This window comes from Natrinema sp. H-ect4 (assembly GCF_041894845.1).
Classification (GTDB): Archaea; Halobacteriota; Halobacteria; order Halobacteriales; family Natrialbaceae; genus Natrinema.
In genome coordinates, this window is sequence record NZ_JBHDYC010000017.1 from 1 (window position 1) to 20,743 (window position 20,743).

Consider the following 20,743-nt stretch of genomic DNA (forward strand, 5'->3'; position numbering starts at 1 on the left):
CACCACAGGTCCCCCACGCTTTTGGCCTCCGACGACTCGAGTCACCGTATGGAAGGTGCCGACCGCGAGCGCACGGAGGCCGGGTTCAAGGTGCGGACGCCGGTCGACGAGGCGCGTCGGATTCTACAGGAGGCGCTCGAGGGGCGCGGGGACGGCGATTCGGACGTGCCCTGCGGGACCGAGACCGTCGACGTCGACCGCGCGGACGGCCGCGTCCTCGCCGCGCCCGTCGCCTCGGCTCGAGACGTGCCACACTACCGGCGGGCGGCGATGGACGGCTACGCGGTTCGGGCCGCGGACACGTTCGGGGCCAGCGATCGGTCGCCCGAAGTGCTACGAATCACCGAACCCGCTGTGAGTTCCGACGACGAGCACGCTACCGCCGACCGGATCGAGCCCGGAACGGCCGCCCGGGTCCACACCGGCAGCGCGCTCCCCGAAGGAGCCAACGCCGTCGTCGTGATCGAACGGGTGACCGAACTCGAGTCGGCCGGCGAACTCGAGGTCGGAGACGCCGTTGCGGAGGGGGAAAACGTTGCACCCGTGGGAGAGGACGTCGAGGAGGGCCAGCACCTGTACGACGCCGGCCACCGGCTCCGACCGTCGGATCTGGGGCTCCTGCGATCGGCGGGCTACGGTCGCGTCGCGGTGGCCCAGCAACCCACAGTCGGTGTCGTGCCGACCGGCGAGGAACTCGTCGCGGGCGACCCGGACCCCGGCGAAGTCGTCGAAACCAACGGGCTCACCGTCTCGCGACTGGCCCAGCGCTGGGGCGCTCGAGCCACCGACCGCGACGTGGTCACCGACGATCCCGAGTCCCTTCGCGTGGCAATCCAGCGGGATCTGACGAAGGACGTGATCGTCACGACCGGCGGCTCCTCGGTCGGCGAGCGCGACCTCCTCCCGGAAGTGATCGACGACCTCGGCGAGGTGCTCGTCCACGGCGTCGGGCTCAAACCCGGCCACCCCGTCTGTCTCGGAATCGTCGAGGACACTCCCGTGCTCGCGCTACCGGGCTACCCCGTCGCCTGCATCGTCAACGCCGTCCAGTTCCTCCGACCGACCCTGCGCTGGCTCGAGGGGACGACGGCCGATCCCCATCCAACGACACGGGCGACCCTCGAGCGCAAGATCCCGAGCGAACCCGGGAGCCGGACGTTCGCGCGGGTTCGGCTCGAGGCGCGCGACGAGGACGAGGGTGATCGGGAGCGTGACGAACCCGAGTACGCGGCGATTCCGACGCGCGCGAGCGGTTCGGGCGTCCTCTCGAGCGTCGCGCTGGCGGACGGCTGGGTGGTCGTCGACGACGACCGCGAGGGGATTCCGGCCGGCGAGACGGTCGCGGTTGAGAACTGGGAACCGAACATGTGATCCAAGACGCCGACGAGGAGCGCTGAAACGGGTTCAGGAGGGGCGTTCGTCCCGGCGATGCCGCAGGAGGAACCACGTCCCGATCGCGAGCGCGAGGAGCGCAATCACACCGCTGAGGGCCGGCCGATCGGTGACGACGGCACCGGCGGCCCCGAACAGGGACTCCCAGTGGCCGTAGTAGACGACGGCACCGATGGCCGCGTAGAACAGGACGGTACCGACCGCCGTGTAGACGCCGAACCGAACCCGCCGCATCCCCGCGAGCGCCGCCGGGATGGAGACGACGGAGCGTAGCGCCGGCAGAAATCGTCCCCAAAAGACCGAGGACGCGCCCCAGCGACGGAACCAGCGCCGACCGCGTTCGGTCGTTTCCTCGGAGACGTTGATCCGCTCTCGAAGTCTGCCGAGCCCTCGTGACCCGGGGCCGCGAAACGCGTAAAAGGGGACGAACGCGCCGAGGGTTCCTCCGATACCCGCCGCCGCGACGAAGACGAGAAACGAGACGGGATCGGTGATCAACACCGCAGCCGCGGCCGGAACGACGACCTCGCTCGGGAAGAACGGAAAGAGCATCGACGCCTCGAGAAACGTGAAGACCAGCAGTGCGAGCGGGCCGTACAACTGAATGAATCGCAGTGCGGCCGTCCCGAGATCCGCCATGGGCGGGCTATGAATGGGCGACGTATTACTGTTCGGACGGCATTCTCGAGGCGGTTGTCAAAGTCGGACGGCTGCGACTGCCTCACCGAAGCGCCTGCCGAACTGCGTCAGCCAGCGCGTTCACGCGGGCGACGTGCTCGTACGAGCCGTCGCGAACGCCGTTCGTCACGTACGAGAAGCCGATATTTTCCTCGGGGTCGGCCCAGCCCACGCTACTCCCGAGGCCGGCGTGGCCGAAGACGTGCTCGGGCGAGAGCGAGCCGTAGGGCGCGACCGTGGTGCCGCCTTTCCAGAAGCCGAGCGCGAACCGTCCCTCGCGGCCGATCGTGCCGTCGGCGTCCGTCTCGGCCTGTACCGTGGCCATTTGCTCGACGGTCTCGGGCTCGAGGAGCTGCGTTCCCTCGAGTTCGCCGCCATTCGCGAGACAGGCGTAGAACCGGGCCATGTCGCCGGCGGTCCCGATGCCGTTGGCAGCGGGGATCACGGCGCGGTGGACCTCCTCCGAATTGAACGGGGCCGCGACCTGTGTGTGATCGCCCAACCCCTCGCCGGGGTCGCGACAGCGGTCGAATTCCTCGAACCCGACGAGCGTCGCCACGTCGTCCTCTTCGTCCTCGCGGAGGCCGATGCCGGTGTCGTCCATCCCGAGCGGATCGAACACGCGCTCGGCCGCGGCCGCTTCGATCGGCGTTCCCGAAACGCGACGGACGAGTTCCCCGACGAGCCAGCCGAACGTTAGGGCGTGATAGGCCGGCGTCTCCCCCGGCGGAAAGTTCGGCTCCATCGCCTCGAGTTGCTCCACCACGGCGTCCCAATCACCCCAGAGGTCGGGCCGGTCGTCGATCTCGCCGCGGTTCAGTCCCGACGTGTGGCTGAGCACCTGTCGCACCGTTATGTCGGCCTTCTCGGATCCCTCAGCGGCGAACTCGGGCCAGTGATCGACCACTCGGTCGTCGTACGCGAGTTCCCCCTCCTCGACGAGCGAGTGCAACGTAACGGCCGCGTAGGGTTTCGTACTCGAGAAGAGGACGTGGCGCGTCTCGCGGGTCTCTTCCGGGCCGTCCGGTGCTTCGACGCCGCCCGCGAGGTCGATCACCGACTCGCCGTCGATGTAGACCGCTAGCTGCGCCCCGTGGTGGAGTCCGACCTCGAGGTGACGATCGAAGAGGGCTGCGATGCGCTCGCGATCCGATTGGGCAAGTCGTGACATACCACAACCATCCAGCGGCGGGGTTGTAACCGTTCCCCTCGCGATCCGAGCGCGCCAGCAGGCTGTGCTGGGGTTCCGGGCGATTCGAACCCGATCGCGTCCGTGTCGAGGGCTAATCCCCGGGCGATGACCCGGGACGATACGATCGACTGATAGCCTTCCAGTGGCCGGTCGAAAACCGGTAGTACGTGACGACGGCGGGAACGAACGTCTCGAGGACCAACGCGGCGTAGAGCGCGCCGATCCCCAGCGGCGTGACGGCCTCGAGGAACGGGAGCGGAACCGAGACTGCACCGAGGAAGGCCACGGGGAGTGCGGCGCCGTAGAGACCGAGTACCTGCCCGTAGAACGGCCAGCGGGTGTCGCCGCTGGCGCGGAGCGGCCCGGTCGCACCGCTGCTCACGCCGCGGAAAACGACGCTGACGCAGGCGACCGCGATGAACGCGGTCACGAGCGGCAGGATCGACGGGTCGGCGACGAAGATGCGACCGACCTGTTCGGCGAAGACGAGGACGATCGCCCCGCTGACGACGTAGACGCCGGTCCCGAACCAGAGAACCTCGCGGCCGTACGTGTCGGCGTCCCGTTCGTCGCCGGTACCCAGTTCCTGTCCGACGAGACTGCTCGAGGCGAGCGAGAAGCCCCAGCCGGGCGTGTCCATCAGATCCCGGACACGGCGAGCGACGACGTAGGCGGCGAGCACGTTCGGCCCGAAGAGGGCGACGATCGCAAGCATCGGAAACTGCGCCGCTCGCCGGGCGATGTTCGTGAAGACGAGCGGCGTTCCGATGTCTAGGACGGTCCGGAGTTCACCGATCGTCGGACGCGGCCACGCCACGTCGATAGTAATGGGGAACTCACCGATCAGCGGGAGCCGACCGACGGTGAACCCGGTGACGAACGCAGCCAGGACGAGCACGTTCGCGACGACGGTCCCGATGGCCGCGCCGACGACGCCCAGCTCGAGGCCAAAGATCAACACCGCGTTAATGGTCACGTTGACCACCGCACCGCCCGCTCGAAGCATCATCGGCGTCCACGCGTCGTCGGCACCGACGAGCGCCCGACTGCCGATGAGATTCAGCCCCGCGAACGGAACCCCGATCGCGACGACCCGGAGGTAGTCCGCACCGTAGGCGATCGACGCGGGGTCGTTACCGACGAGCGCGATCAATCGCTCGGGAACCGTACCGTACAGCGCGGCGAGCGGAAGCAGCAATGTGAGGACGATAACGCCGCTCGTCGTGACCGCCAGCGTGACGCCTTTCGCCGTCCCCCCGCTGTAGCGCTGGGAGACCAGGCCGATCGTCGCGCCGGCGATCCCGCCACCGATCGCGAACGCGATCGCCCAGTAGGGAGTCGCGAGCCCGACGCCCGCGATCGCCGCCGGTCCGAGGGCGATTCCGACCATCGCAATGTCCGCCGCGGACTTCGACATCCGGGCGATCCCCGTGACGATCCGCGGCCAGGCGAGATCGGTCGTCCGCTCGACGCGTCGGGGATCGATGACCCCGAGCCGTGCGAGCAGGTAGCCGACCGCCAGCAGGAACCACCGGAAGGGGTTCGGGACGGTACTCAATCGGAAAGACACGGACGACGGTCAGTGATCCGGCGCTAAAACACTTCACATTCCGACATTTATAATTAAAAATCGGCCTGTTAGAGAGTGTCAATTGCCACATATCGGTTGTTTCGTCACAATCGTTCGGTAGTGAGTAACGAATACCGAACGACGTGATGGAAGCCACTGTTGTCGAAGTGGTCACCGAGCCGGCGGGACCATCGAACTGGTGAGCGCATCCCCCGGTGGGATCGCAGGCTCGTTCGACCGACGTTTTTACCCTCGGCACGCGAAGTGTCGCTATGAACCGCAAGGAGTTTCGCGATCTCGCCTCTCCCGACGAGGCCCGCGAGGCGATCGACTCGCTCTCGCTCGAGGGCGGCATCGAGCGCGTCTCGCTCGAGGACGCTCGCGGTCGGGTGCTCGTCGCACGACTCGACGCCGAACTCGACGTGCCGGGGTTCGACCGGGCGAGCCTCGACGGCTACGCCCTCCGGGCACGGGACACGTTCGGCGCGGACGAAGCCGATCCCGCTCGCCTCGAGCTCGTCGGCGAGGTCCACGCCGGCGCGAAACCCGACGTGGGGCTCGAGGCGGGACAGGCGGCAGAGATTTCGACCGGCGCGGTGATGCCCGACGGAGCCGACGCGATGGTTCCGGTGGAGCGAACTGATACGGACGCAGACGGCGACGAGGTGCTGATCCGCACCGCGGTCGCACCCGGCGACAACGTCATGTTCGCGGGGGCGGACATCGCCGCGGGTGAACGCGCGCTCGGTCCCGGGACCGTGATCACGCCTCGAGACATCGGCCTCCTGTCCGCGCTGGGCATCGATGAGGTGCCGGTCCGGGCGAAGCCGCGCGTCGGCATCGTTTCGACCGGCGACGAACTGGTGCGACCGGGCGAGAAACTGCACAGCGAGCGCGGGGAGATCTACGACGTCAACAGCTACACGATCGCCGCGGGGGTCGAAGATGCGGGCGGCGAGGCGGTCCTCTACCCCCACGCCGGCGACGAACAAGAGGAGATGGAGCGGATTCTTCGGAGCGCGGCCGAGGAGTGCGACCTCGTGCTCTCCTCGGGGTCGACCAGCGCCAGCGCGGTCGACGTCATCTACCGGGTCATCGAGGAGCAGGGCGAATTGCTGCTCCACGGCGTCAGCGTCAAGCCGGGGAAGCCGATGCTGATCGGCCGGTTGGAAGACTCCGCATACGTGGGTCTACCGGGCTATCCCGTCTCCGCGATGATGGTCTTTCGAACGTTCGTCGCACCGGCGATCCGTCAGGCTGCCGGCGTGCCGGAGCCCGCATCCGCAACGGTTTCCGGCCGGCTCGCCCGGCAAGAGCGGTACGAGGAAGGCCGTCATCGGCTCATGCCCGTCGGGTTGGTTACTGACAGTGCAGGCGAGACGCTCGTCTACCCCGTCGACAAGGGCAGCGGTGCGACGACCAGTCTCGCCGACGCCGACGGGGTCGTTGAAGTCGGCCCCGAGACCGATTACCTCGAGGCGGGCGAACCCATGACGGTCACGCTGTTCTCGCCGGACGTCCGGCCGCCGACGCTGTTCGGCGTCGGCGAGGGCGATCCGACGGTCGCTCGGCTGCTCGACGGTCTCGACAACCCCCGCTATCTCTCCGTCGGAACTCGGCCCGGTCTCCGGCGACTCCGCGAGCGCGTCCCCGACGTGGCCGTGGCCGCAGGGCCGCTCGAGTACGAGGGGGCGACGACAGCCGCTGAATCGGAGCGCGCCGACGGGCGCGCGAACGACGCGACCGAACTGGGCCACTGGGAGCGCGAGTGGGGGCTGGTCGTCCGGCCCGGGAACCCCGACGAGATCGAGGGACTCGAGGACCTGATCGATCGCGATCTGCGCTTCGTCAATCGGACGACGGACTCCGGACTGCGCTCGAGTCTGGATGCTGCGACCGCCAGCCTCGCCGAGGAGCGGGGAGCGGATCGCCACGAGATCGTGGACGCGATCGACGGCTATGACCTCGGACTGCGGGCCCACGAGAGCCCCGCTCGCAAGGTTATCGCGAGCGATGCCGACGCCGGCCTCGGTCTGCGCGAGACCGCCGACCGGCTGGACCTCGGCTTCGTCTCCCTCGGCGAGCAACCGGTTCGCGTCCTCGCGAACCCCGACCGGACGGAGAAGGACGGAGTTCGCGAACTCGAGGCGGCGCTCGCAGACGTCTCGTCGGCGCAGCGATAGCAGCGAGACGCTAGTCAACACCATAGTATGCCGTTCCATTCGCGCTTCGTTCCTCGAGGCCGCCGTTTTTGGTCACCCGCTCCCTACGAGCAGCCATGCGAATCGTCACGACGCTCCCCTCGGCGACCGAGACGGTGGCCGCGCTCGACTGCGAACCGGTCGGCGTCTCCCACGAGTGCGACCACCCGCCGAACGCCGCGGACGCGCCCGCCGTCACACGCTCGCGGATCGATACGTCGGGCTCGAGCGGCGAGATCGATCGACAGGTCCTCGAGACCGCCGACACCGAGGGCGGCGTCTACGATGTTGACGTCGAAACGCTCGCCGACCTCGAGCCGGACGTCATCGTCACGCAGGGGATGTGTGACGTCTGTGCGGTCGACGTGGCGGTCATCGAAGACGCCGTCGACCGGATTTCGGCCGAGCCGGAAATCGTCCCGACCGATCCCCACGGCGTCGCGGACGTACTGGACGACCTCGAGCGGATCGGCCGGGCGATCGGGCGCGAAGAGCGCGCCCGTTCGGTGCGCGCCGACCTCGAGTCGCGGCTCGACGCGATCCGGGAGCGGACCGCCGACGCCGACCTCGCGGCCGACGAGCGCCCCCGCGTCGCCGTCTTCGACTGGACCGACCCCGTCATGGTCGCGGGCCACTGGACCGCCGAACTAGTCGAGTGGGCCGGCGGTGAGTACGGGCTGGCCGACGTCGGCGAGGCCTCGAGTCCCCGGGAGTGGGAGGAGATCCGCGAGTACGACCCCGAACTGATCGTCGTCGGGCCCTGCGGATTCAGCCTCGAGCAGATCGCGCGGAACGGAACCGATCTCACCGAACGCGAGGAGTGGAGCGAGCTGACGGCGGTCCGGGAGGGTCGCGTCTGGGCGATGGACGGCGATCACTACCTCAACCGGCCCGGGCCGCGACTGGTGGACACGCTCGAGGCGCTGGCGCCGATTATCCAGCCGGAGCTGTTCGACGGGCCGGCTGCGGATATCGCGGTCCCGTTCGACGAGCTCGAGGGACTCGAGGCCCTCGAGACGGAGGACGAACCCATCGCTCCCGACTCGCGAGCCGAAATCGACTCAAGCCCGTGATCGTCCTCCCGACCGCCGCCCGCGAGGCGATTCTCGAGCGCGCTCGCGAGGGGATGCCCGACGAAGTCTGTGGCGTCCTCGGCGGCGCGTACGAGCCCGACGGGCGGAGCCGCGTGCGGTCGCAGTATCCGGCCGAAAACGTCGCCGAAACGCCTCGGACGCGCTACGAGATCGATTCCGAACAGCAGCTTCGGATCTTCGAGCGCCTCGAGGACCGCGGCGAGGAAATCGTCGGCTTCTATCACTCCCATCCCCGCGGCCCGCCGCGACCGAGCGCGACCGACGCCGCCCGAGCGACCTGGCCCGATCGGTCATATCTGATCGTCTCGCTGGAGCCACTCGAGGTGGGGTCGTGGCGGTGGCGGACCGGCGGGGACGGAGCCAACGCTCCCGGCGATCGGTTCGAACGAGAGGAACTCGTCGTCGAGTGAGAGCCGATTTCACGGCGAACGAGGGGCCCTCACGGAGAGACTCGTCGTCCGAACTCGGACGGGACGCGAAAAGACGTGACGGGCCTGCCCCCGCTGGCCCGGCACGTCGACGATTCCCGGGAACCGTCACTCGAGGGTTGGCGCTAGTCGAATGTCATTCTTTCGCAGGTCGCGAGAGACAGTCGCGACAGAGTGACGGTATCGGCGGGCGTAATCTTCGTCGTTCGAACACCGTACGCGAGCAGTACGCTGCGATCCATATCACTCGTCGCCGGCGTTCTCGAGTTCGTCGGCCCGCTCTCGGGCCTCCGCTGCCCGCTCGCGGAACTCCTCGATCCGCTGGGTCAGCTTCTTACCGGCGGTGTAGGCGAACTCGTCGGGCATCATCCCGTACTCGATCTCGAGGGTGATCATCGTGTCACAGCCCTCGACGATCTCGGGGGCCCAGCTGCCCTGTGCCAGTTTCGACTCGTCCGCGATCACCGCCTCGCCGTCCTCGACGTCGATGAACGCGCTCACGATGTTCCAGATGTTCGGATCGCTCGAGCTCACCTCGTCGAACAGGCCCTCGAGGCGCGAGCCCTTGATGTCCTCGTCGCGCAGTTCTGCGAGGAGGTCCTCGAGGGCGTCGGCGATCTCCTCGTCGCGGGCGGCCCGCTCGCGGAGGTCGGCGGGCGAGTCGTCGGTGTCGCGCGTCATTGCTGTCCCCCCGTCTCGTCGGTGGCGGCAGTCATGGACGATGGTATCGGCTTCGGCACCGTAAACGTACGCTTCCGTCTCGGCATCGTGTCGCGGAGTCGTCTTGAGAGGTGCTTCTTCGAACGAAAGCGCCACCAAGCGCTCTGCTCTCGGTACGGACGATAGTAACGGTGAGCGCTCTGCTATCGTGGCAACACGGAGAAGCCACACCCTCCCCAACCGATTTCTACTCACGGGCCGAAGGCCCGTTCGTATGGTTCGCGGGACCGACGGTCCCGCGCTAACGCTCACTCACTCCGTTCGTTCGCTCATCCCTCGCACGAGGGTATCAGCCGCTCTCGCTAGCGCTCGACCGGCAGACAGCGCGCGCCACTGCACGTTCCAAAACGGCCGAAAGCTACGACGCGTTTTCCAACACGCCGCTCACCCACATCCGGTTCGGATCCGCCGTCTCGTCCATCCACTCGATCAGCCGCTCGCGCATTTCTCTCCGGGCGTCCGCGTACTCGGGATGATCGATCAGATTTTGCAGCTCGTCGGGGTCGGCCTCGAGGTCGTACAATTCGTCGATATCGGGGCCGTTGTAGACGTACTTGTACCGGTCCGTGCGGACCATCCGCTGGCTGTAGAGGCCGAACTCGTCGCCGTGGTACTGGGCGAATGTGGAGTCCCGCCAGTCGTGCCCCTCGGGCAGATCGCCTCGGTTCTCGAGCAGGGGGACCAGGCTTCGCGAATCGAAGTCGTCGGGAACCGGCACGTCCGCGATCTCGAGGAACGTCGCCGCGAGATCATGCAGGTGGACTGGGACCTCGCACCTCGAGCCACCGTCGGCCACGCCCGGCCAGCGCACCTGCAGCGGGATGCGGTAGGTGTCGTCGTACATCAGCGGCCCCTTGTTGAACTGACGGTGGCTCCCGGCGAAATCGCCGTGATCCGAGGCGTGGACTACGACCGTATCATCGGCCAGTCCCCGATTCTCGAGGGTCTCGAGGATCCGCTCGAGTTGGTGATCGATCAGCGTGATGAACCCCCAGTACTTCGCGAGGGCTTCGGCCCAGAGATCCCAGTCGAAGCCGGTCACGCCGCGGTAGGCGAGGTAGTTCTCGTGGACCTGTGGCTTCCCGTCGTAGGTCTCGGCGTAGCTCTCGGGGGGCTCGATCTCGTCGGGATCGTACATTGAGGCGTAGGGTTCCGGGACGACGTAGGGGTGGTGGGGTCCGTAGAAGTCCGTCCGGTGGAAGAACGGACCGTCTCGGTCGCCGTCCGCGTGCGATTCGATCGCGTCGATCGTCCGTTCGGCGAGAAAGTAGGCTCGCGTGTCCTCGACATCGACGGACGTTTTCGCGGCGACGAACGTCCCCTCGTCGGCGTTTCGGGGATCGTCTCCGGTATAAATCTCCTCCTCGAGGTCGGCCTCGCCAACCGGGACGCCTCGCTCCTCGCGGTACTCGCGGAACGCCTCGTCGATGTCGTCGTGGTGTTTGTCGCTGCCCCCGAGATACGAGAACCCGAAATCGGCGGGGGTCTGGTCGCGGCCGGCGTGCCACTTCCCCGTATAGGTGAGGTCGTAGCCGGCCGCTACGAGTTCCTCCGAGAACGTCGACAGGTCCGCGGGCAGGTTCGTCCGAATCGCGTCCGGCTCGTGGCAGTTGTTCAACATCCCGTGACCGTGGGGGAACCGGCCGGTCAGTAACGACGCGCGAGCGCTCGAGCAGATACTGATCGGTGTGAACGCCTGCTCGAAGCGGACGCCCTCGCTCGAGAGCCGATCGATCGCCGGCGTTTCGATCGGGGGACCCTCGGGTGCGCTAGCGTCGTATCGCTCCTGGTCGGTGAGCACGAGCAGGACGTTCGGGCGGGTATCGGCGTCAGCGTCAGCCATCGGGTAAGGTACGCCGCCGCCGCAGTTAATAGTGAGACTTGCGCCTCGGAGCCGCCAGTACCCGGATAGAGGAGAAACCAACATGTGAACCCGACCGTTGATTAGCCCCCCGTTCGACGGTCCACGCGTGCCTATTGCGTACTGTGGTGAGTGTGAATGGCAGTGCCGAGTCGATGGGGACGACCCGGGCGATCTCAGCCGCGCGATGATCGATCACTTCGTTGAGACCGGTCACTCGCCCGTCGAACGATGTGATACCGACGAGCGCCTCGAGAATCACGTTGCCGAGTGAACGACGGAAACGGAGTCCGAACAGCCGTCAGCGTCGGTGTCGGAACGGAATTCGAACCCGCGTCTCGAGTGACTCAGTCGAGGTCCGCGAACGTCGGCCGCTCGAGGTCGCCCGGGAACTCCTCGACCGGAACCTGCGTCTGCTCGCCCGATTCCATGTCCTTGATCGTCACCTCGTCGTTCGCGAGGTCCTGTTCGCCGACGATGACGACGGTTTCGGCGTTGATCGAGTCGGCGTAGTTCAACTGCGCGCCGAAGGAGCGGCCCGCGACGTCGGTTTCGACGACGTGGCCCCGGTCGCGTAACTCGCGTGAAATACGAGCCGCTTCGCTCCGGGTATCACCGATCTGCAGGACGTAGTAGTCCGTCGTGACTTCTTCCTCGGGCCAGACGCCCGCGCGCTGTAACAGGAGCGGCAGCGTCGCGTGACCGGGGGCGACGCCGACCGCGGGCGTCGGCTGGCCGCCGAAGCCCTCGATGAGATCGTCGTAACGGCCGCCACCGAAGATCGACCGGGAGACCTCGCCGGCGGAGTCGAAGCACTCGAAGACGACGCCGGTGTAGTAGTCCAGTCCGCGGGCCGTCTCGAGCGAGACGGTGCAGTACTCGCGCGCGCCGAAGTCCTCGGCGGCCGCGAGCACGTTCTGGAGGTTCTCGACGGCCGCGGTCACGCGCTCGGTGTCAGCGAACGCGTCGACAGCCTCGAGGTCGCCGTCCGCGATGAGGTCGTCAAACTCGGCAGCCTGATCGGCCGAGAGGCCGGCGTCGATCAGGAGGTCGTGGTACTCGACGGCCGAAATCTTGCCGGACTTGTCGACCGCGCGGATCGCCGCCTCGGTGTCGACGTCGGCGTCGTAGCTCTCGAGGACGCCACCGAGGATGTCCCGGTGGGAGATCCGAAACTCGAAGTGGTCGCCGGTGAGTCCGAGGCCAGTGAGGGCGTCGGCGGCCCACGCGAGGATCTCGGCGTCGGCTTCCGGGGCCGAGGAGCCGAAGATGTCGACGTTGGTCTGATAGAATTCGCGCTGGCGGCCCTGCTGGACCTGTTCGTAGCGCCAAAACGGCCGCGTCGAGACCCACTTGATCGGCTTCGACAGCTCCTGTTGCTTGGCGACGACCATCCGGGCGACGGTCGGCGTCAGTTCGGGCGTCATCGCGACGTGGCGGCCGCCCTGATCCTCGAAGGAGTAGAGTTCGTCGACGATCTCGTCGCCGCTCTTGTCGGTCCATAGCTCGGCGCGCTCGAGTGCCGGCGTTCCGATCTCGCGGAAGCCGTACTCGCGGGCGGTCTCCTCCAGTACGTCGATAGTCGCCCGCCTGGCGGACATTTCGCCGGGATAGAAGTCACGAAAGCCCTTGATCCGGTCGTACATGCGAATTCGTTCGGGGACGGCGAACTTCTATCCTTTCGTTCCGCCGTGCCCGTCGCGACCGTCGGCGGTCTCGACGAGCGGGCGACGGACGTTTTGGTTCACTGCTGATTACCGTTAGTTCGACAGTCACCGCCTTGAGACCGTCCCGTACATTGATTGCGACCTACGGCGAGTAGCCACTGTGCAACGCGTGGCCGACGACGATTGGGTCGCGGAGATCGGCGAGCGACTGCCGGTTTCGCCGCTCTCGGCGCTCGGTCTCTTTCTCGCCGTGATCATCGGGATCCGCATCGCTCTCGAGCACGTGACGACCAGAGCGCTCCTCGAGAGCGTCTTTCCGCTGCTCGCGGCGACCGCCGTCGTCTTCGCCGACCGATGGCTGGTCTCCCGGGACGTCTCGGTCCGAGACCGGCTCACCGTCTTCGGCTACGGGCTCGGCGGCTTCCTCGCTGCCGCCCTCGTGACGGCGCTGCATCTCTACGTGCTGTATCTCGAGGAGACCGGCGCGCAAGCGCCCCTGTACCTGCTCTTGATGGGTGGAACGGTCGGCGTCGGCGCGGGTACCGTCGCCGGCATCTACGAGATTCAACAGCGGGCCGCCGTCCGCGAGGCCGAACGGCAGAGCGAGCGCTTAGAGGAGTTCGCAAGCGTCGTCAGTCACGATCTCCGAAACCCGCTCAGCGTCGCCCAGGGCCGGCTCCGAGCGGCGTTCACCGACGGCGACCCGGAGCACTTGCAGGAGGTCGACGCGGCGCTGAATCGGATGGACGAACTGATCGAGGAGACGCTGTCGGTGGCCCGCAGCGGGACGCAGGTGGAAGATCCCTACGACGTGCCGCTGGTCGAACTCGCGAGCGACGCGTGGACGGTCGTCGAGACGGACGAGGCCACCTACGAGATAGTCGGGAACCGAACGCTGGAAGTCGACCCGCTTCGGGCGAAACAACTCTTCGAGAACCTCTATCGCAACGCGATCGAACACGGGCGCGAGGACGTCCACATCCGCGTCGGACCCTGTGACGGCGGCTTCTTCGTCGCCGACGACGGCCCCGGTATCCCCGAAGACGAGCGAGCGGAGGTGCTCGAACAGGGGTACTCAACGTCCGCTGAGGGGTCAGGGCTCGGCCTCGCGATCGTCCGCGCAATCGCCGACGCCCACGGCTGGCAGGTCGCGATCACCGAAAGCGAGGCTGGCGGGGCCCGGTTCGAGTTTACTCGCGGCGGCTGAGAACGAAGAATCGACCGTTCGAGCTCACCGTACCTTCGTCACGTACGTCTGGTCGTGATCAGGGAAACACTCCCCGATCGCCGCTGGACCGTCTTCGTCCGCGATGTGCGCGCGGAGCTCCGCCTCGTAATCGGCCCTGTCGATCTCCTCGCTCGGCCCGACGGTCACGTCCAGGCGCGCCTCGACGAGTCGGTCGACGGCCGACCGGCCAAAGCCCGACAGCGGCGCGATGTAATCGATGTCGTGACGGTCCTCGAGGCTCTGGGCCTGCGCCCGCGACACCGTCGGAACGCGATCGTCGCGGCGGGTGCCGTCGGCGATCGCGTCGAACGCTCGAGTCGCCAGCTGTTCCAAGGCGTGCGTGTGGACCAGCTGGATCCCGTTTCGCGGGAAGCCATCCTCGCGGATCCGATCGGCGGCCTCGCGGGCGACGTCCGGATCACACTCGAGGCGTTCGAACGCGAATCCGGCGGCGTCGGCCGTCTCGCGGGCGTGTTTCCAGTCGTCACTGATACCGAAGTGCGCCGTCAGCAGCGTCACGTCGTAGAACTCCTCGAGCAAGAGCGCGGCGAGCGTCGAGTCCTTCCCGCCGCTGTAGAGCAGTCCGAGTTCCATTACCGGCGCTGGATATCGAAGCTCTGGGAGTCCGGCTTCAGCTCCTTGAGGAGCTGTTTCATCTTGTCGTCGTCAATCTTGCCCTGAATGCGACCACTTCGGGCGAGACTGACGACCTGGCGCTCGACCTGCTCGCCGAACTGGGGCTTGCTCATCTTGACCGTGTTGAGCCGCTTGCGAGCCTCGTCGGTCAGGTGCTGGCGCAACACGGCTTTCTTCTGGGCATCGGCCTGCTGCTGGGCCGCCTCCTGATTGCCCTCGCCCTGTGCGTCGGTGCGGTCCTGTAGCTGCTCCATTTTCTTCTGGCGAAGCTCCTCGAGTTTTTCCTCGTCTGGTGAGCCACTCATCGTTGTCTCGTACTTGTCCGCCACGCGGGAAAATGATTACGGACAACAGTAGCGATGGCTCTGGGCGGGGAAACCGACACGAAAACGAACGCGTGAATTAGGCGTAGCGCTCGAGTTCCGGACGGTCGAGCTCTTCGAGAACCTGGCCGGCGGTGTCGTCGAGCAGGCTCCGACCCTCGGCGGTGATTCGGCGACCCTCGCCCTCGGCGGTCTCGACGAGGTCTTCCTCCTCGAGCTGCTGGAGGATGGTCCGGATCAGGTTCTTCGAGCCGTCGGTGCGCTTGTCGGGTGCGACCTGATAGCGGTTCGAACCGCCCTTCGCGCCGCCGTACTCCGTCGAGAGGCGCTCGACGCCAATCGGGCCGCGGTCGGCGACCTTGCGCAGGAGACTCGCAGCGCGGGTCGCCCAGAAGTCGTCCTGTTCGGGCGGGAGTTCGTTGGCGACACCGCTCTTGGCGAACGCTCCCCAGTCGGGTTCCTCGAGTCGATCCGCGAGATCGTCGGCGAGCGCCTCGATGAGGTCGTCCGCCGGAACGTCGTACATCGTAGCCATTGGCGTGTGATTCCCGGCGGCGGCATTTAAGACCATCGTATCCGCACAGCCCGGCGTCGGCCCGGACCGTTTTTCGCCCTCGAGTCGAAACGGTGAGTATGGACGAACGCGCCGCTCTGGGGCTGCTGTCGGATGAACTCGCGGCGGCCGGCGACGACGCGGCCGTCGTCGACGGGCTCGTGGTGACGACGGACATGCTCCACGAGCGGACGGACTTTCCGCCGGGAACAACCCGCTACACGGCTGGTTGGCGCGCCGTCGGCGCGTCCCTGTCGGACGTCGCGGCGATGGGTGCCGAGGCCACGGCTGCCGTCGCCGCCTACGCCGCGCCCGAATTCGACCGTGACGAACTGCTCGACTTCGTTCGCGGCGCGAGCGACGTCTGCGAGCGCGTCGACACCGAGTACGTCGGGGGCGATCTAGACGGCCACGACGAGTTCACCGTCGCGACGACCGCCATCGGGCGCACCGACGAGCCCGTTCCGCGGAGCGGCGCTCGGCCCGGCGACGTCGTCTGCGTGACTGGCACGCTCGGCCGGAGCGCGGCCGCGCTCGAGTACTTCGAACGCGCCGCCGAACTCGACGGCGACGGGGACCGGCTCCGCGAGCGGGCGAACGATCTCTTTCGGTTCGAGCCCCGAATCGCGACCGGCCGGGCACTGGCACCCCACGCGAGCGCGATGATGGACTCGAGCGACGGGCTCGCCCGCTCGCTCCACCAGCTCGCCGAGGCCAGCGACTGCGGGTTCGCGATCGACTCCGACCGGCTGCCGATCGACGACAGCGTCCGCGACGTGGCAGACGGCGACGACGAAGCGCTCGAGCTCGCGACCACCTTCGGCGAGGACTTCGAGCTCGTCGCGACGCTCCCCGAGGACGCGCTGGCGGCGGTACGAGAGACGGCCGACGTATCGCTGTCGGTGATCGGTGTCGTGTGCGAGGCCGAGGACGGACTCACGATGGACGGCGAGCCGCTCGCGGATCGCGGCTATACGCACGGCTGAGGGAGGGTAACGTCGAGTAGAGAGGCAGAGACGTGTCGAGCAGAGAGACGGAACGGGGACCGGGGCCGAATCACCCCACGATCACGACCGGAATTGGCATGAAACAGAGCAACCCGAGGCCGAACGTCACGGTTCCGAGGAGGAACCGACCGCGGCCGAGCGACTCGTCCCGTACCGGCGTGGCGGGCCCCTTCGAGGCGAGCAGCGCGGTCAAGAATCCCCAGATGACCCAGATCAGGACCGTGTTCACGCTGTAGCCGTCGACGTAGTAGAGGTACGCGGCGAGCGCGAACAGCGCGCCCGGGACGATCGCCGCGATCGTCTCCTGCAATTCGCCGGCCATCGCCCGGAGGATGTGGCCCCCGTCGAGCTGACCGACCGGAATCAGGTTGAGGAAAGTGACGAGCATCCCAACCCACGCGCCGATGACGACCGGGTTCACCCCGGTCGTCGGGTCGTTCCGGTACAGCGGCTGATCGAATCCCGCCGCGAGCAACTCGAGCAGCGGCGGATAGCCCAGTTCGATCCGAACCGCGTCGGGGTTCTGGAGTAACGCGGGGTCGACCGAAACCGGCGGCAGGTGCAGTCCGATCACGGTCGCAACGACCGTCGCGACCAGTCCGGCCAGCGGGCCGGCAGCGCCGATATCGAACAGCGCCTTTCGATCCGGCATTCGGCCTTTCAGGGTGATAACCGCCCCCATCGTCCCGATGAGCGTCGGCACCGGAATGAAGTAGGGTAACGAGGCGTCGACCTGATGGTACCGGCTCATGACGTAGTGGCCCATTTCGTGGACGCCGAGAACCCCCAGAATAGCTGCTGTGAACGGCCAGGCCTGCCAGATCACGCCCGGATCGGCAATCGGATCGAGCTGATACCAGAACGAGCCCGCGAACAGCGTCGATCCGACCGTCAACAGGAACAACACGATGTTCGTCCAGGGGATCCCGTCGATCCCCACGCTGGTCGGCTCCGCCACGATCGCGTACTCGCCGTGACGCCGCTCGAGGTCGGCGTCGTACCCGCGTTCGCGGAAGATCGGCCAGAGTTCACGGACCACCCGCTCCGGGTGTGTCAACGGATCGCCATAGTAGACGATCTGGCCGTCTTCCTGACGCGCTTCGTAGACCGCGAACACCGTCTCGATCCGATCGATCGGCGGCCCGTCCTCGAGCGAGCGGCCGCCCCGGTTCGCCGCGCCGAATCCGGACCGGTCGACGTCGTCCATTAGGTGTAATTCATTAGGGCCGGGTATAAATCGACTGCCGTTGGCAGGACGATCCGTTTCTCCCGATCACGGCCTCGTCGCAGTTCTGGACCTCGTCGGAAGTCGGTGAGGTGCTGCGGCGGTATCGAATACGACGGAAGGGGCCGTATAGTAGCCACTGCAAGTCATTGCACGCCCGATCGAACGACAGCTGTCCGATCAGTGTGTGAATCGTTTCAGTGGCGACTATAATAGGGCGTGGAAACACGACGAGACAGCGGAAACCGAATCGTCAGCGAGGGGGAGAAAATCAGGGGAATTGCGCCGGATCGCGTCGGTAACGTGCCAGCGCGGAGTGAGGGGCGGGGACTGTCGTCCAAGCGGTTCGGCCGGGCCGATCGAAACAGCCGTTAGGCGGGTGCGACGCGCCACGTCGTCGCGCTCGTGTACGACCACTTCTCGATCTCGAGGTCGGTGACGGAATCGGAGAGCTTGACCATCAGCGCGCCGATTTCCTTGGGGGACATCCCGACATCGTCCGCGATGAACTTGCCTTTGAAGTACAGCTCGCCGTCTTCGGCGCGTTCGCGCAGGTAGCGTTTCAGGCGGTGTTCTTTGCTTTCCGTGGAGGGTTGGGCAGTGGTGCTCATCGACAGATTCTCCTTGTGGGGGATATCTGTTATAAAGGACGGTTGGTTAGCGGCGTTTCGATTGTGTTCAGCGATCTGGGGGGTAAGAGACGTTTTATTCTCGATTACTAGACTGTTAATCGAGCGAGGAGAAGCGTCTAGATGTTTTAAAACCGCACGTAACGTATTATTTCCGATTATACTGTTCCGATCAATGCAATATCGTCTTTCCCGACCGTTTCACAGTTTCATCGCGAACGGCGAACGAAAAGAACAGTCACGGCCGATCGTGGACCCAGAACTCGTCCTCGACCGTGACTTCCTTCTTGAACAGCGGTACCTCGTCTTTCAGGCGGTTGATCCCGTCTTCGACGGTCCGAAACGCCTCCTCGCGGTGGCCGGCGAGGACGACGACGAAAACGATGTCCTCGCCGTCCTCGACGACACCTGTCCGGTGGTAGAGTTCGACGTCGGAGACGCCGTCTCGAGCCTCGAGATCCGCCTCGAGGGCAGCCATCCGCTCGTCGGCGACGCCCTCGTACTTCTCGAACTCGAGGTGCTGGGTGCGCGCGTCGTCCGAACTGTCTTTCGCGCGGACCCGGCCGGTGAAGGTCGCGATCGCGCCCGCCCTGTCGGCCCGCGGCGATCGTTTGATGCGGGCCACCAGCGACTCGAGCGTCTCGTGGGGCTCTGCCGACTCGACGGCCCCCACCACGGCATCGAGTTCGAGGTCGCCGGGGCCGTTGACGCTCGCGATAATGTCACCGGTCGGCTCGCGCTCGAGGTCGGCTGCTCCCACGACGATCGAGGGATAGCGAAGCGTTGGCGTGCCGACGGCGACCGCGTACTCGCAGTCGGTCGCCAGACTGTCGAGCGCGTCACCGACGGACATCCCCGTCCCCGAAGCGAGCCAGTCGCCGTCGACCCCGAGGTCGTAGGTGACGTCCCCGCCGAAGGTGATGGATTCGCGCGCGTACGCACCGTCGGCGATCGTCGAATCGTACCTGACGACCCCGACGCGGCCTCGCTCGGAGAGCCGATCGACGGTCCGATCGACAACCGCCTCGAGCGCGTCGCCATCCGCTCCCCCGTCGCGAACACCCAGTACGTGCATGTTCGAACGATGGGGCGGTTGGGCTTTGTAGCTGTCGCCGGAAAGCCCCGCGCTGGGCGGGCACTGCATGCCCGCCCAGCGCGCCCCTTTCAGTCCCACCCGGCAGAGCAAGCCCGGGTGGGTACCGTGTGACGGAACGCTGGTCGAGAATCAGTAGCCTGGGATTTTGGGCGTGCACCGCGAACGTTCGATATGCCCTTCCGAATCGGCTTCACGGGCGACGTGATGGTCGGTCGGCTCGTCGACGACCGTCAACGCAGTCGCTCCGTCAATGCGGTCTGGGGGAACGTCCTCGAGCGCCTTCACAAACTGGACGGGCTGGTGATAAACCTCGAGTGCGTGCTCTCGACGCGCGGCCGAGAGTGGCAACGCACGCACCGTCCGTTTCACTTCCGAGCCGATCCCGAGTGGGCAATTCCGGCCCTCGAACGGGCGGGCGTCGATATCTGTGCGCTGGCGAACAACCACGTCCTCGACTACGAGGAAGTCGGGTTGTGGGATACTATGGAAGCGCTCGATGAAACAGGGATCGCTCACGCGGGTGCCGGCGAGACGATCGACGAGGCGCTCGAGCCCGCGATTCGAACGGTCGGGGGCTCGAGTGCCGGCGATGACGAGCCGAACGCGGGCGGCGACAGTGGACTCGACGTGGCGGTCATCTCGGGTACCGACAACACGCCGGAATACGCGGCTGACGAGGAATCACCGGGGACGGCCCGAATCGAAATCGATATCGACGATTCGGATACGCGTCGGCTCGTGTCGGATGCGCTCGAGCGCGCACGTGAGACGAATCCCGATCTGCTAGTTGCCTCGCTGCACTGGGGACCGAACATGGTCACGGAGCCGCCCGAGTCGTTCCGGGAGTTCGGCCGCTGGCTGATCGAGGACGGCGTCGACATCGTCCACGGCCACAGCGCGCACGTCTTTCAGGGGATCGAAGTCCACGAGGGCCGACCGATCGTCTACGACGCGGGGGATTTCGTCGACGACTATCGGGTCGACGACGAGTTGCGAAACGACCGGAGCTTTCTGTTCGTCCTCGCGGTGACGCCCGACGGACAGCCGACCGAACTCCGATTACACCCCACCGAGATCGACGACTGTGTGGTCCGCGAGGCGAGCCCGGCGGCCGCCGCGTGGTCCCGCGAGCGGATGCGCGAACTCTCGAAACCCTTTGGCACCGAGTTCGACCGGGACGGCGACGGGCTCGTCCTGTCGCTCGAGGCGTAGTCCGCCCCTCGGTCCGATCGCGCCGTTTGCG

The 20,743-nt window shown here is 66.7% G+C and carries 19 protein-coding genes; 7 read left to right on the top strand and 12 right to left on the bottom strand.

What is annotated here, in order from left to right:
• Positions 1-48: 48 nt before the first annotated feature.
• A complete protein-coding gene (gene glp, locus ACEWFR_RS18690; protein WP_374062477.1) occupies positions 49-1,371 on the top strand; it encodes a gephyrin-like molybdotransferase Glp in 1,323 nt (440 codons plus the stop codon).
• A 33-nt stretch (positions 1,372-1,404) separates the two neighbouring features.
• On the opposite strand, the gene ACEWFR_RS18695 is transcribed toward glp, so the two are convergent.
• The 3 genes from ACEWFR_RS18695 to ACEWFR_RS18705 all read right to left on the bottom strand — a co-directional run bounded on the left by ACEWFR_RS18695 (position 1,405) and on the right by ACEWFR_RS18705 (position 4,832).
• Positions 1,405-2,031, bottom strand: coding sequence for a DedA family protein (locus tag ACEWFR_RS18695; RefSeq protein ID WP_374062478.1), 627 nt, complete (start codon positions 2,029-2,031; stop codon positions 1,405-1,407).
• A gap of 82 nt (positions 2,032-2,113) precedes the next feature.
• Complete coding sequence (locus ACEWFR_RS18700; protein WP_374062479.1) at positions 2,114-3,241, bottom strand: serine hydrolase domain-containing protein; 1,128 nt, start codon at positions 3,239-3,241, stop codon at positions 2,114-2,116.
• Positions 3,242-3,353: 112 nt separating this feature from the next.
• The gene (locus tag ACEWFR_RS18705) at positions 3,354-4,832 is read right to left on the bottom strand and encodes an MATE family efflux transporter (protein WP_374062480.1); all 1,479 of its coding nucleotides are present in this window, start codon (positions 4,830-4,832) and stop codon (positions 3,354-3,356) included.
• 272 nt (positions 4,833-5,104) lie between these two features.
• Between ACEWFR_RS18705 and ACEWFR_RS18710 the strand changes: the two genes are divergently transcribed.
• From ACEWFR_RS18710 to ACEWFR_RS18720, 3 genes are all read left to right on the top strand, one after another.
• A complete protein-coding gene (locus ACEWFR_RS18710) occupies positions 5,105-7,015 on the top strand; it encodes a molybdopterin biosynthesis protein (protein WP_374062481.1) in 1,911 nt (636 codons plus the stop codon).
• Between the two features lie 95 nt (positions 7,016-7,110).
• Positions 7,111-8,106 carry an ABC transporter substrate-binding protein gene (locus ACEWFR_RS18715; RefSeq protein WP_374062482.1) on the top strand — a complete coding sequence of 332 codons (996 nt, stop codon included), beginning with the start codon at positions 7,111-7,113 and terminating at the stop codon, positions 8,104-8,106.
• Entirely contained in the window at positions 8,103-8,537 is a 435-nt protein-coding gene (locus tag ACEWFR_RS18720) for a desampylase (protein WP_374062483.1), read from the top strand. The genes ACEWFR_RS18715 and ACEWFR_RS18720 overlap by 4 nt, the downstream gene beginning before the upstream one ends.
• Positions 8,538-8,798: 261 nt before the next feature.
• On the opposite strand, the gene ACEWFR_RS18725 is transcribed toward ACEWFR_RS18720, so the two are convergent.
• The 3 genes from ACEWFR_RS18725 to hisS all read right to left on the bottom strand — a co-directional run bounded on the left by ACEWFR_RS18725 (position 8,799) and on the right by hisS (position 12,782).
• Positions 8,799-9,236: a hypothetical protein gene (locus ACEWFR_RS18725; protein WP_374062561.1), complete on the bottom strand. Its 438-nt coding sequence runs from the start codon at positions 9,234-9,236 to the stop codon at positions 8,799-8,801.
• A gap of 397 nt (positions 9,237-9,633) precedes the next feature.
• A complete protein-coding gene (locus ACEWFR_RS18730) occupies positions 9,634-11,118 on the bottom strand; it encodes a sulfatase-like hydrolase/transferase (RefSeq protein WP_374062484.1) in 1,485 nt (494 codons plus the stop codon).
• A 365-nt stretch (positions 11,119-11,483) separates the two neighbouring features.
• Positions 11,484-12,782 carry a histidine--tRNA ligase gene (gene hisS, locus ACEWFR_RS18735; protein WP_374062485.1) on the bottom strand — a complete coding sequence of 433 codons (1,299 nt, stop codon included), beginning with the start codon at positions 12,780-12,782 and terminating at the stop codon, positions 11,484-11,486.
• 181 nt (positions 12,783-12,963) lie between these two features.
• On the opposite strand from hisS, the gene ACEWFR_RS18740 reads away from it, so the two are divergent.
• Positions 12,964-14,010, top strand: a complete 1,047-nt coding sequence (locus ACEWFR_RS18740; protein WP_374062486.1) for a sensor histidine kinase — start codon at positions 12,964-12,966, stop codon at positions 14,008-14,010.
• Positions 14,011-14,034: 24 nt separating this feature from the next.
• On the opposite strand, the gene ACEWFR_RS18745 is transcribed toward ACEWFR_RS18740, so the two are convergent.
• The 3 genes from ACEWFR_RS18745 to ACEWFR_RS18755 form a co-directional block, all read right to left on the bottom strand.
• Positions 14,035-14,625: an asparagine synthase-related protein gene (locus ACEWFR_RS18745; RefSeq protein ID WP_374062487.1), complete on the bottom strand. Its 591-nt coding sequence runs from the start codon at positions 14,623-14,625 to the stop codon at positions 14,035-14,037.
• Positions 14,625-14,972 carry a DNA-binding protein gene (locus tag ACEWFR_RS18750; RefSeq protein ID WP_098727355.1) on the bottom strand — a complete coding sequence of 116 codons (348 nt, stop codon included), beginning with the start codon at positions 14,970-14,972 and terminating at the stop codon, positions 14,625-14,627. The genes ACEWFR_RS18745 and ACEWFR_RS18750 overlap by 1 nt, the downstream gene beginning before the upstream one ends.
• Positions 14,973-15,069: 97 nt before the next feature.
• On the bottom strand, positions 15,070-15,525 hold the full coding sequence (locus ACEWFR_RS18755; RefSeq protein WP_098725451.1) for a 30S ribosomal protein S19e: 456 nt from the start codon (positions 15,523-15,525) through the stop codon (positions 15,070-15,072).
• A 98-nt stretch (positions 15,526-15,623) separates the two neighbouring features.
• Here ACEWFR_RS18755 and thiL point away from each other — a divergent pair, with 98 nt between their 5' ends.
• Complete coding sequence (gene thiL / locus ACEWFR_RS18760; RefSeq protein ID WP_374062488.1) at positions 15,624-16,529, top strand: thiamine-phosphate kinase; 906 nt, start codon at positions 15,624-15,626, stop codon at positions 16,527-16,529.
• Positions 16,530-16,599: 70 nt separating this feature from the next.
• Here the strand turns inward: thiL and ACEWFR_RS18765 are convergent, their stop codons facing one another.
• From ACEWFR_RS18765 to ACEWFR_RS18775, 3 genes are all read right to left on the bottom strand, one after another.
• Complete coding sequence (locus ACEWFR_RS18765) at positions 16,600-17,757, bottom strand: site-2 protease family protein (RefSeq protein ID WP_374062489.1); 1,158 nt, start codon at positions 17,755-17,757, stop codon at positions 16,600-16,602.
• 389 nt (positions 17,758-18,146) lie between these two features.
• Positions 18,147-18,386 carry a hypothetical protein gene (locus ACEWFR_RS18770; protein WP_098725448.1) on the bottom strand — a complete coding sequence of 80 codons (240 nt, stop codon included), beginning with the start codon at positions 18,384-18,386 and terminating at the stop codon, positions 18,147-18,149.
• Between the two features lie 256 nt (positions 18,387-18,642).
• Entirely contained in the window at positions 18,643-19,479 is an 837-nt protein-coding gene (locus tag ACEWFR_RS18775) for a molybdopterin synthase (RefSeq protein WP_374062490.1), read from the bottom strand.
• 192 nt (positions 19,480-19,671) lie between these two features.
• Here ACEWFR_RS18775 and ACEWFR_RS18780 point away from each other — a divergent pair, with 192 nt between their 5' ends.
• Positions 19,672-20,712, top strand: coding sequence for a CapA family protein (locus ACEWFR_RS18780; protein ID WP_374062491.1), 1,041 nt, complete (start codon positions 19,672-19,674; stop codon positions 20,710-20,712).
• The last annotated feature ends 31 nt before the right edge of the window (positions 20,713-20,743 follow it).

Bases quoted from the DNA above. Each gene is read 5' to 3' on its own strand.
- glp (WP_374062477.1), top strand. From the start codon at position 49: ATGGAAGGTGCCGACCGCGAGCGCACGGAGGCCGGGTTCAAGGTGCGG.
- ACEWFR_RS18695 (WP_374062478.1), bottom strand. From the start codon at position 2,031: ATGGCGGATCTCGGGACGGCCGCACTGCGATTCATTCAGTTGTACGGC.
- ACEWFR_RS18700 (WP_374062479.1), bottom strand. From the start codon at position 3,241: ATGTCACGACTTGCCCAATCGGATCGCGAGCGCATCGCAGCCCTCTTC.
- ACEWFR_RS18710 (WP_374062481.1), top strand. From the start codon at position 5,105: ATGAACCGCAAGGAGTTTCGCGATCTCGCCTCTCCCGACGAGGCCCGC.
- ACEWFR_RS18715 (WP_374062482.1), top strand. From the start codon at position 7,111: ATGCGAATCGTCACGACGCTCCCCTCGGCGACCGAGACGGTGGCCGCG.
- ACEWFR_RS18725 (WP_374062561.1), bottom strand. From the start codon at position 9,236: ATGACGCGCGACACCGACGACTCGCCCGCCGACCTCCGCGAGCGGGCC.
- ACEWFR_RS18730 (WP_374062484.1), bottom strand. From the start codon at position 11,118: ATGGCTGACGCTGACGCCGATACCCGCCCGAACGTCCTGCTCGTGCTC.
- hisS (WP_374062485.1), bottom strand. From the start codon at position 12,782: ATGTACGACCGGATCAAGGGCTTTCGTGACTTCTATCCCGGCGAAATG.
- ACEWFR_RS18745 (WP_374062487.1), bottom strand. From the start codon at position 14,625: ATGGAACTCGGACTGCTCTACAGCGGCGGGAAGGACTCGACGCTCGCC.
- ACEWFR_RS18750 (WP_098727355.1), bottom strand. From the start codon at position 14,972: ATGAGTGGCTCACCAGACGAGGAAAAACTCGAGGAGCTTCGCCAGAAG.
- ACEWFR_RS18755 (WP_098725451.1), bottom strand. From the start codon at position 15,525: ATGGCTACGATGTACGACGTTCCGGCGGACGACCTCATCGAGGCGCTC.
- thiL (WP_374062488.1), top strand. From the start codon at position 15,624: ATGGACGAACGCGCCGCTCTGGGGCTGCTGTCGGATGAACTCGCGGCG.
- ACEWFR_RS18765 (WP_374062489.1), bottom strand. From the start codon at position 17,757: ATGGACGACGTCGACCGGTCCGGATTCGGCGCGGCGAACCGGGGCGGC.
- ACEWFR_RS18770 (WP_098725448.1), bottom strand. From the start codon at position 18,386: ATGAGCACCACTGCCCAACCCTCCACGGAAAGCAAAGAACACCGCCTG.
- ACEWFR_RS18775 (WP_374062490.1), bottom strand. From the start codon at position 19,479: ATGCACGTACTGGGTGTTCGCGACGGGGGAGCGGATGGCGACGCGCTC.
- ACEWFR_RS18780 (WP_374062491.1), top strand. From the start codon at position 19,672: ATGCCCTTCCGAATCGGCTTCACGGGCGACGTGATGGTCGGTCGGCTC.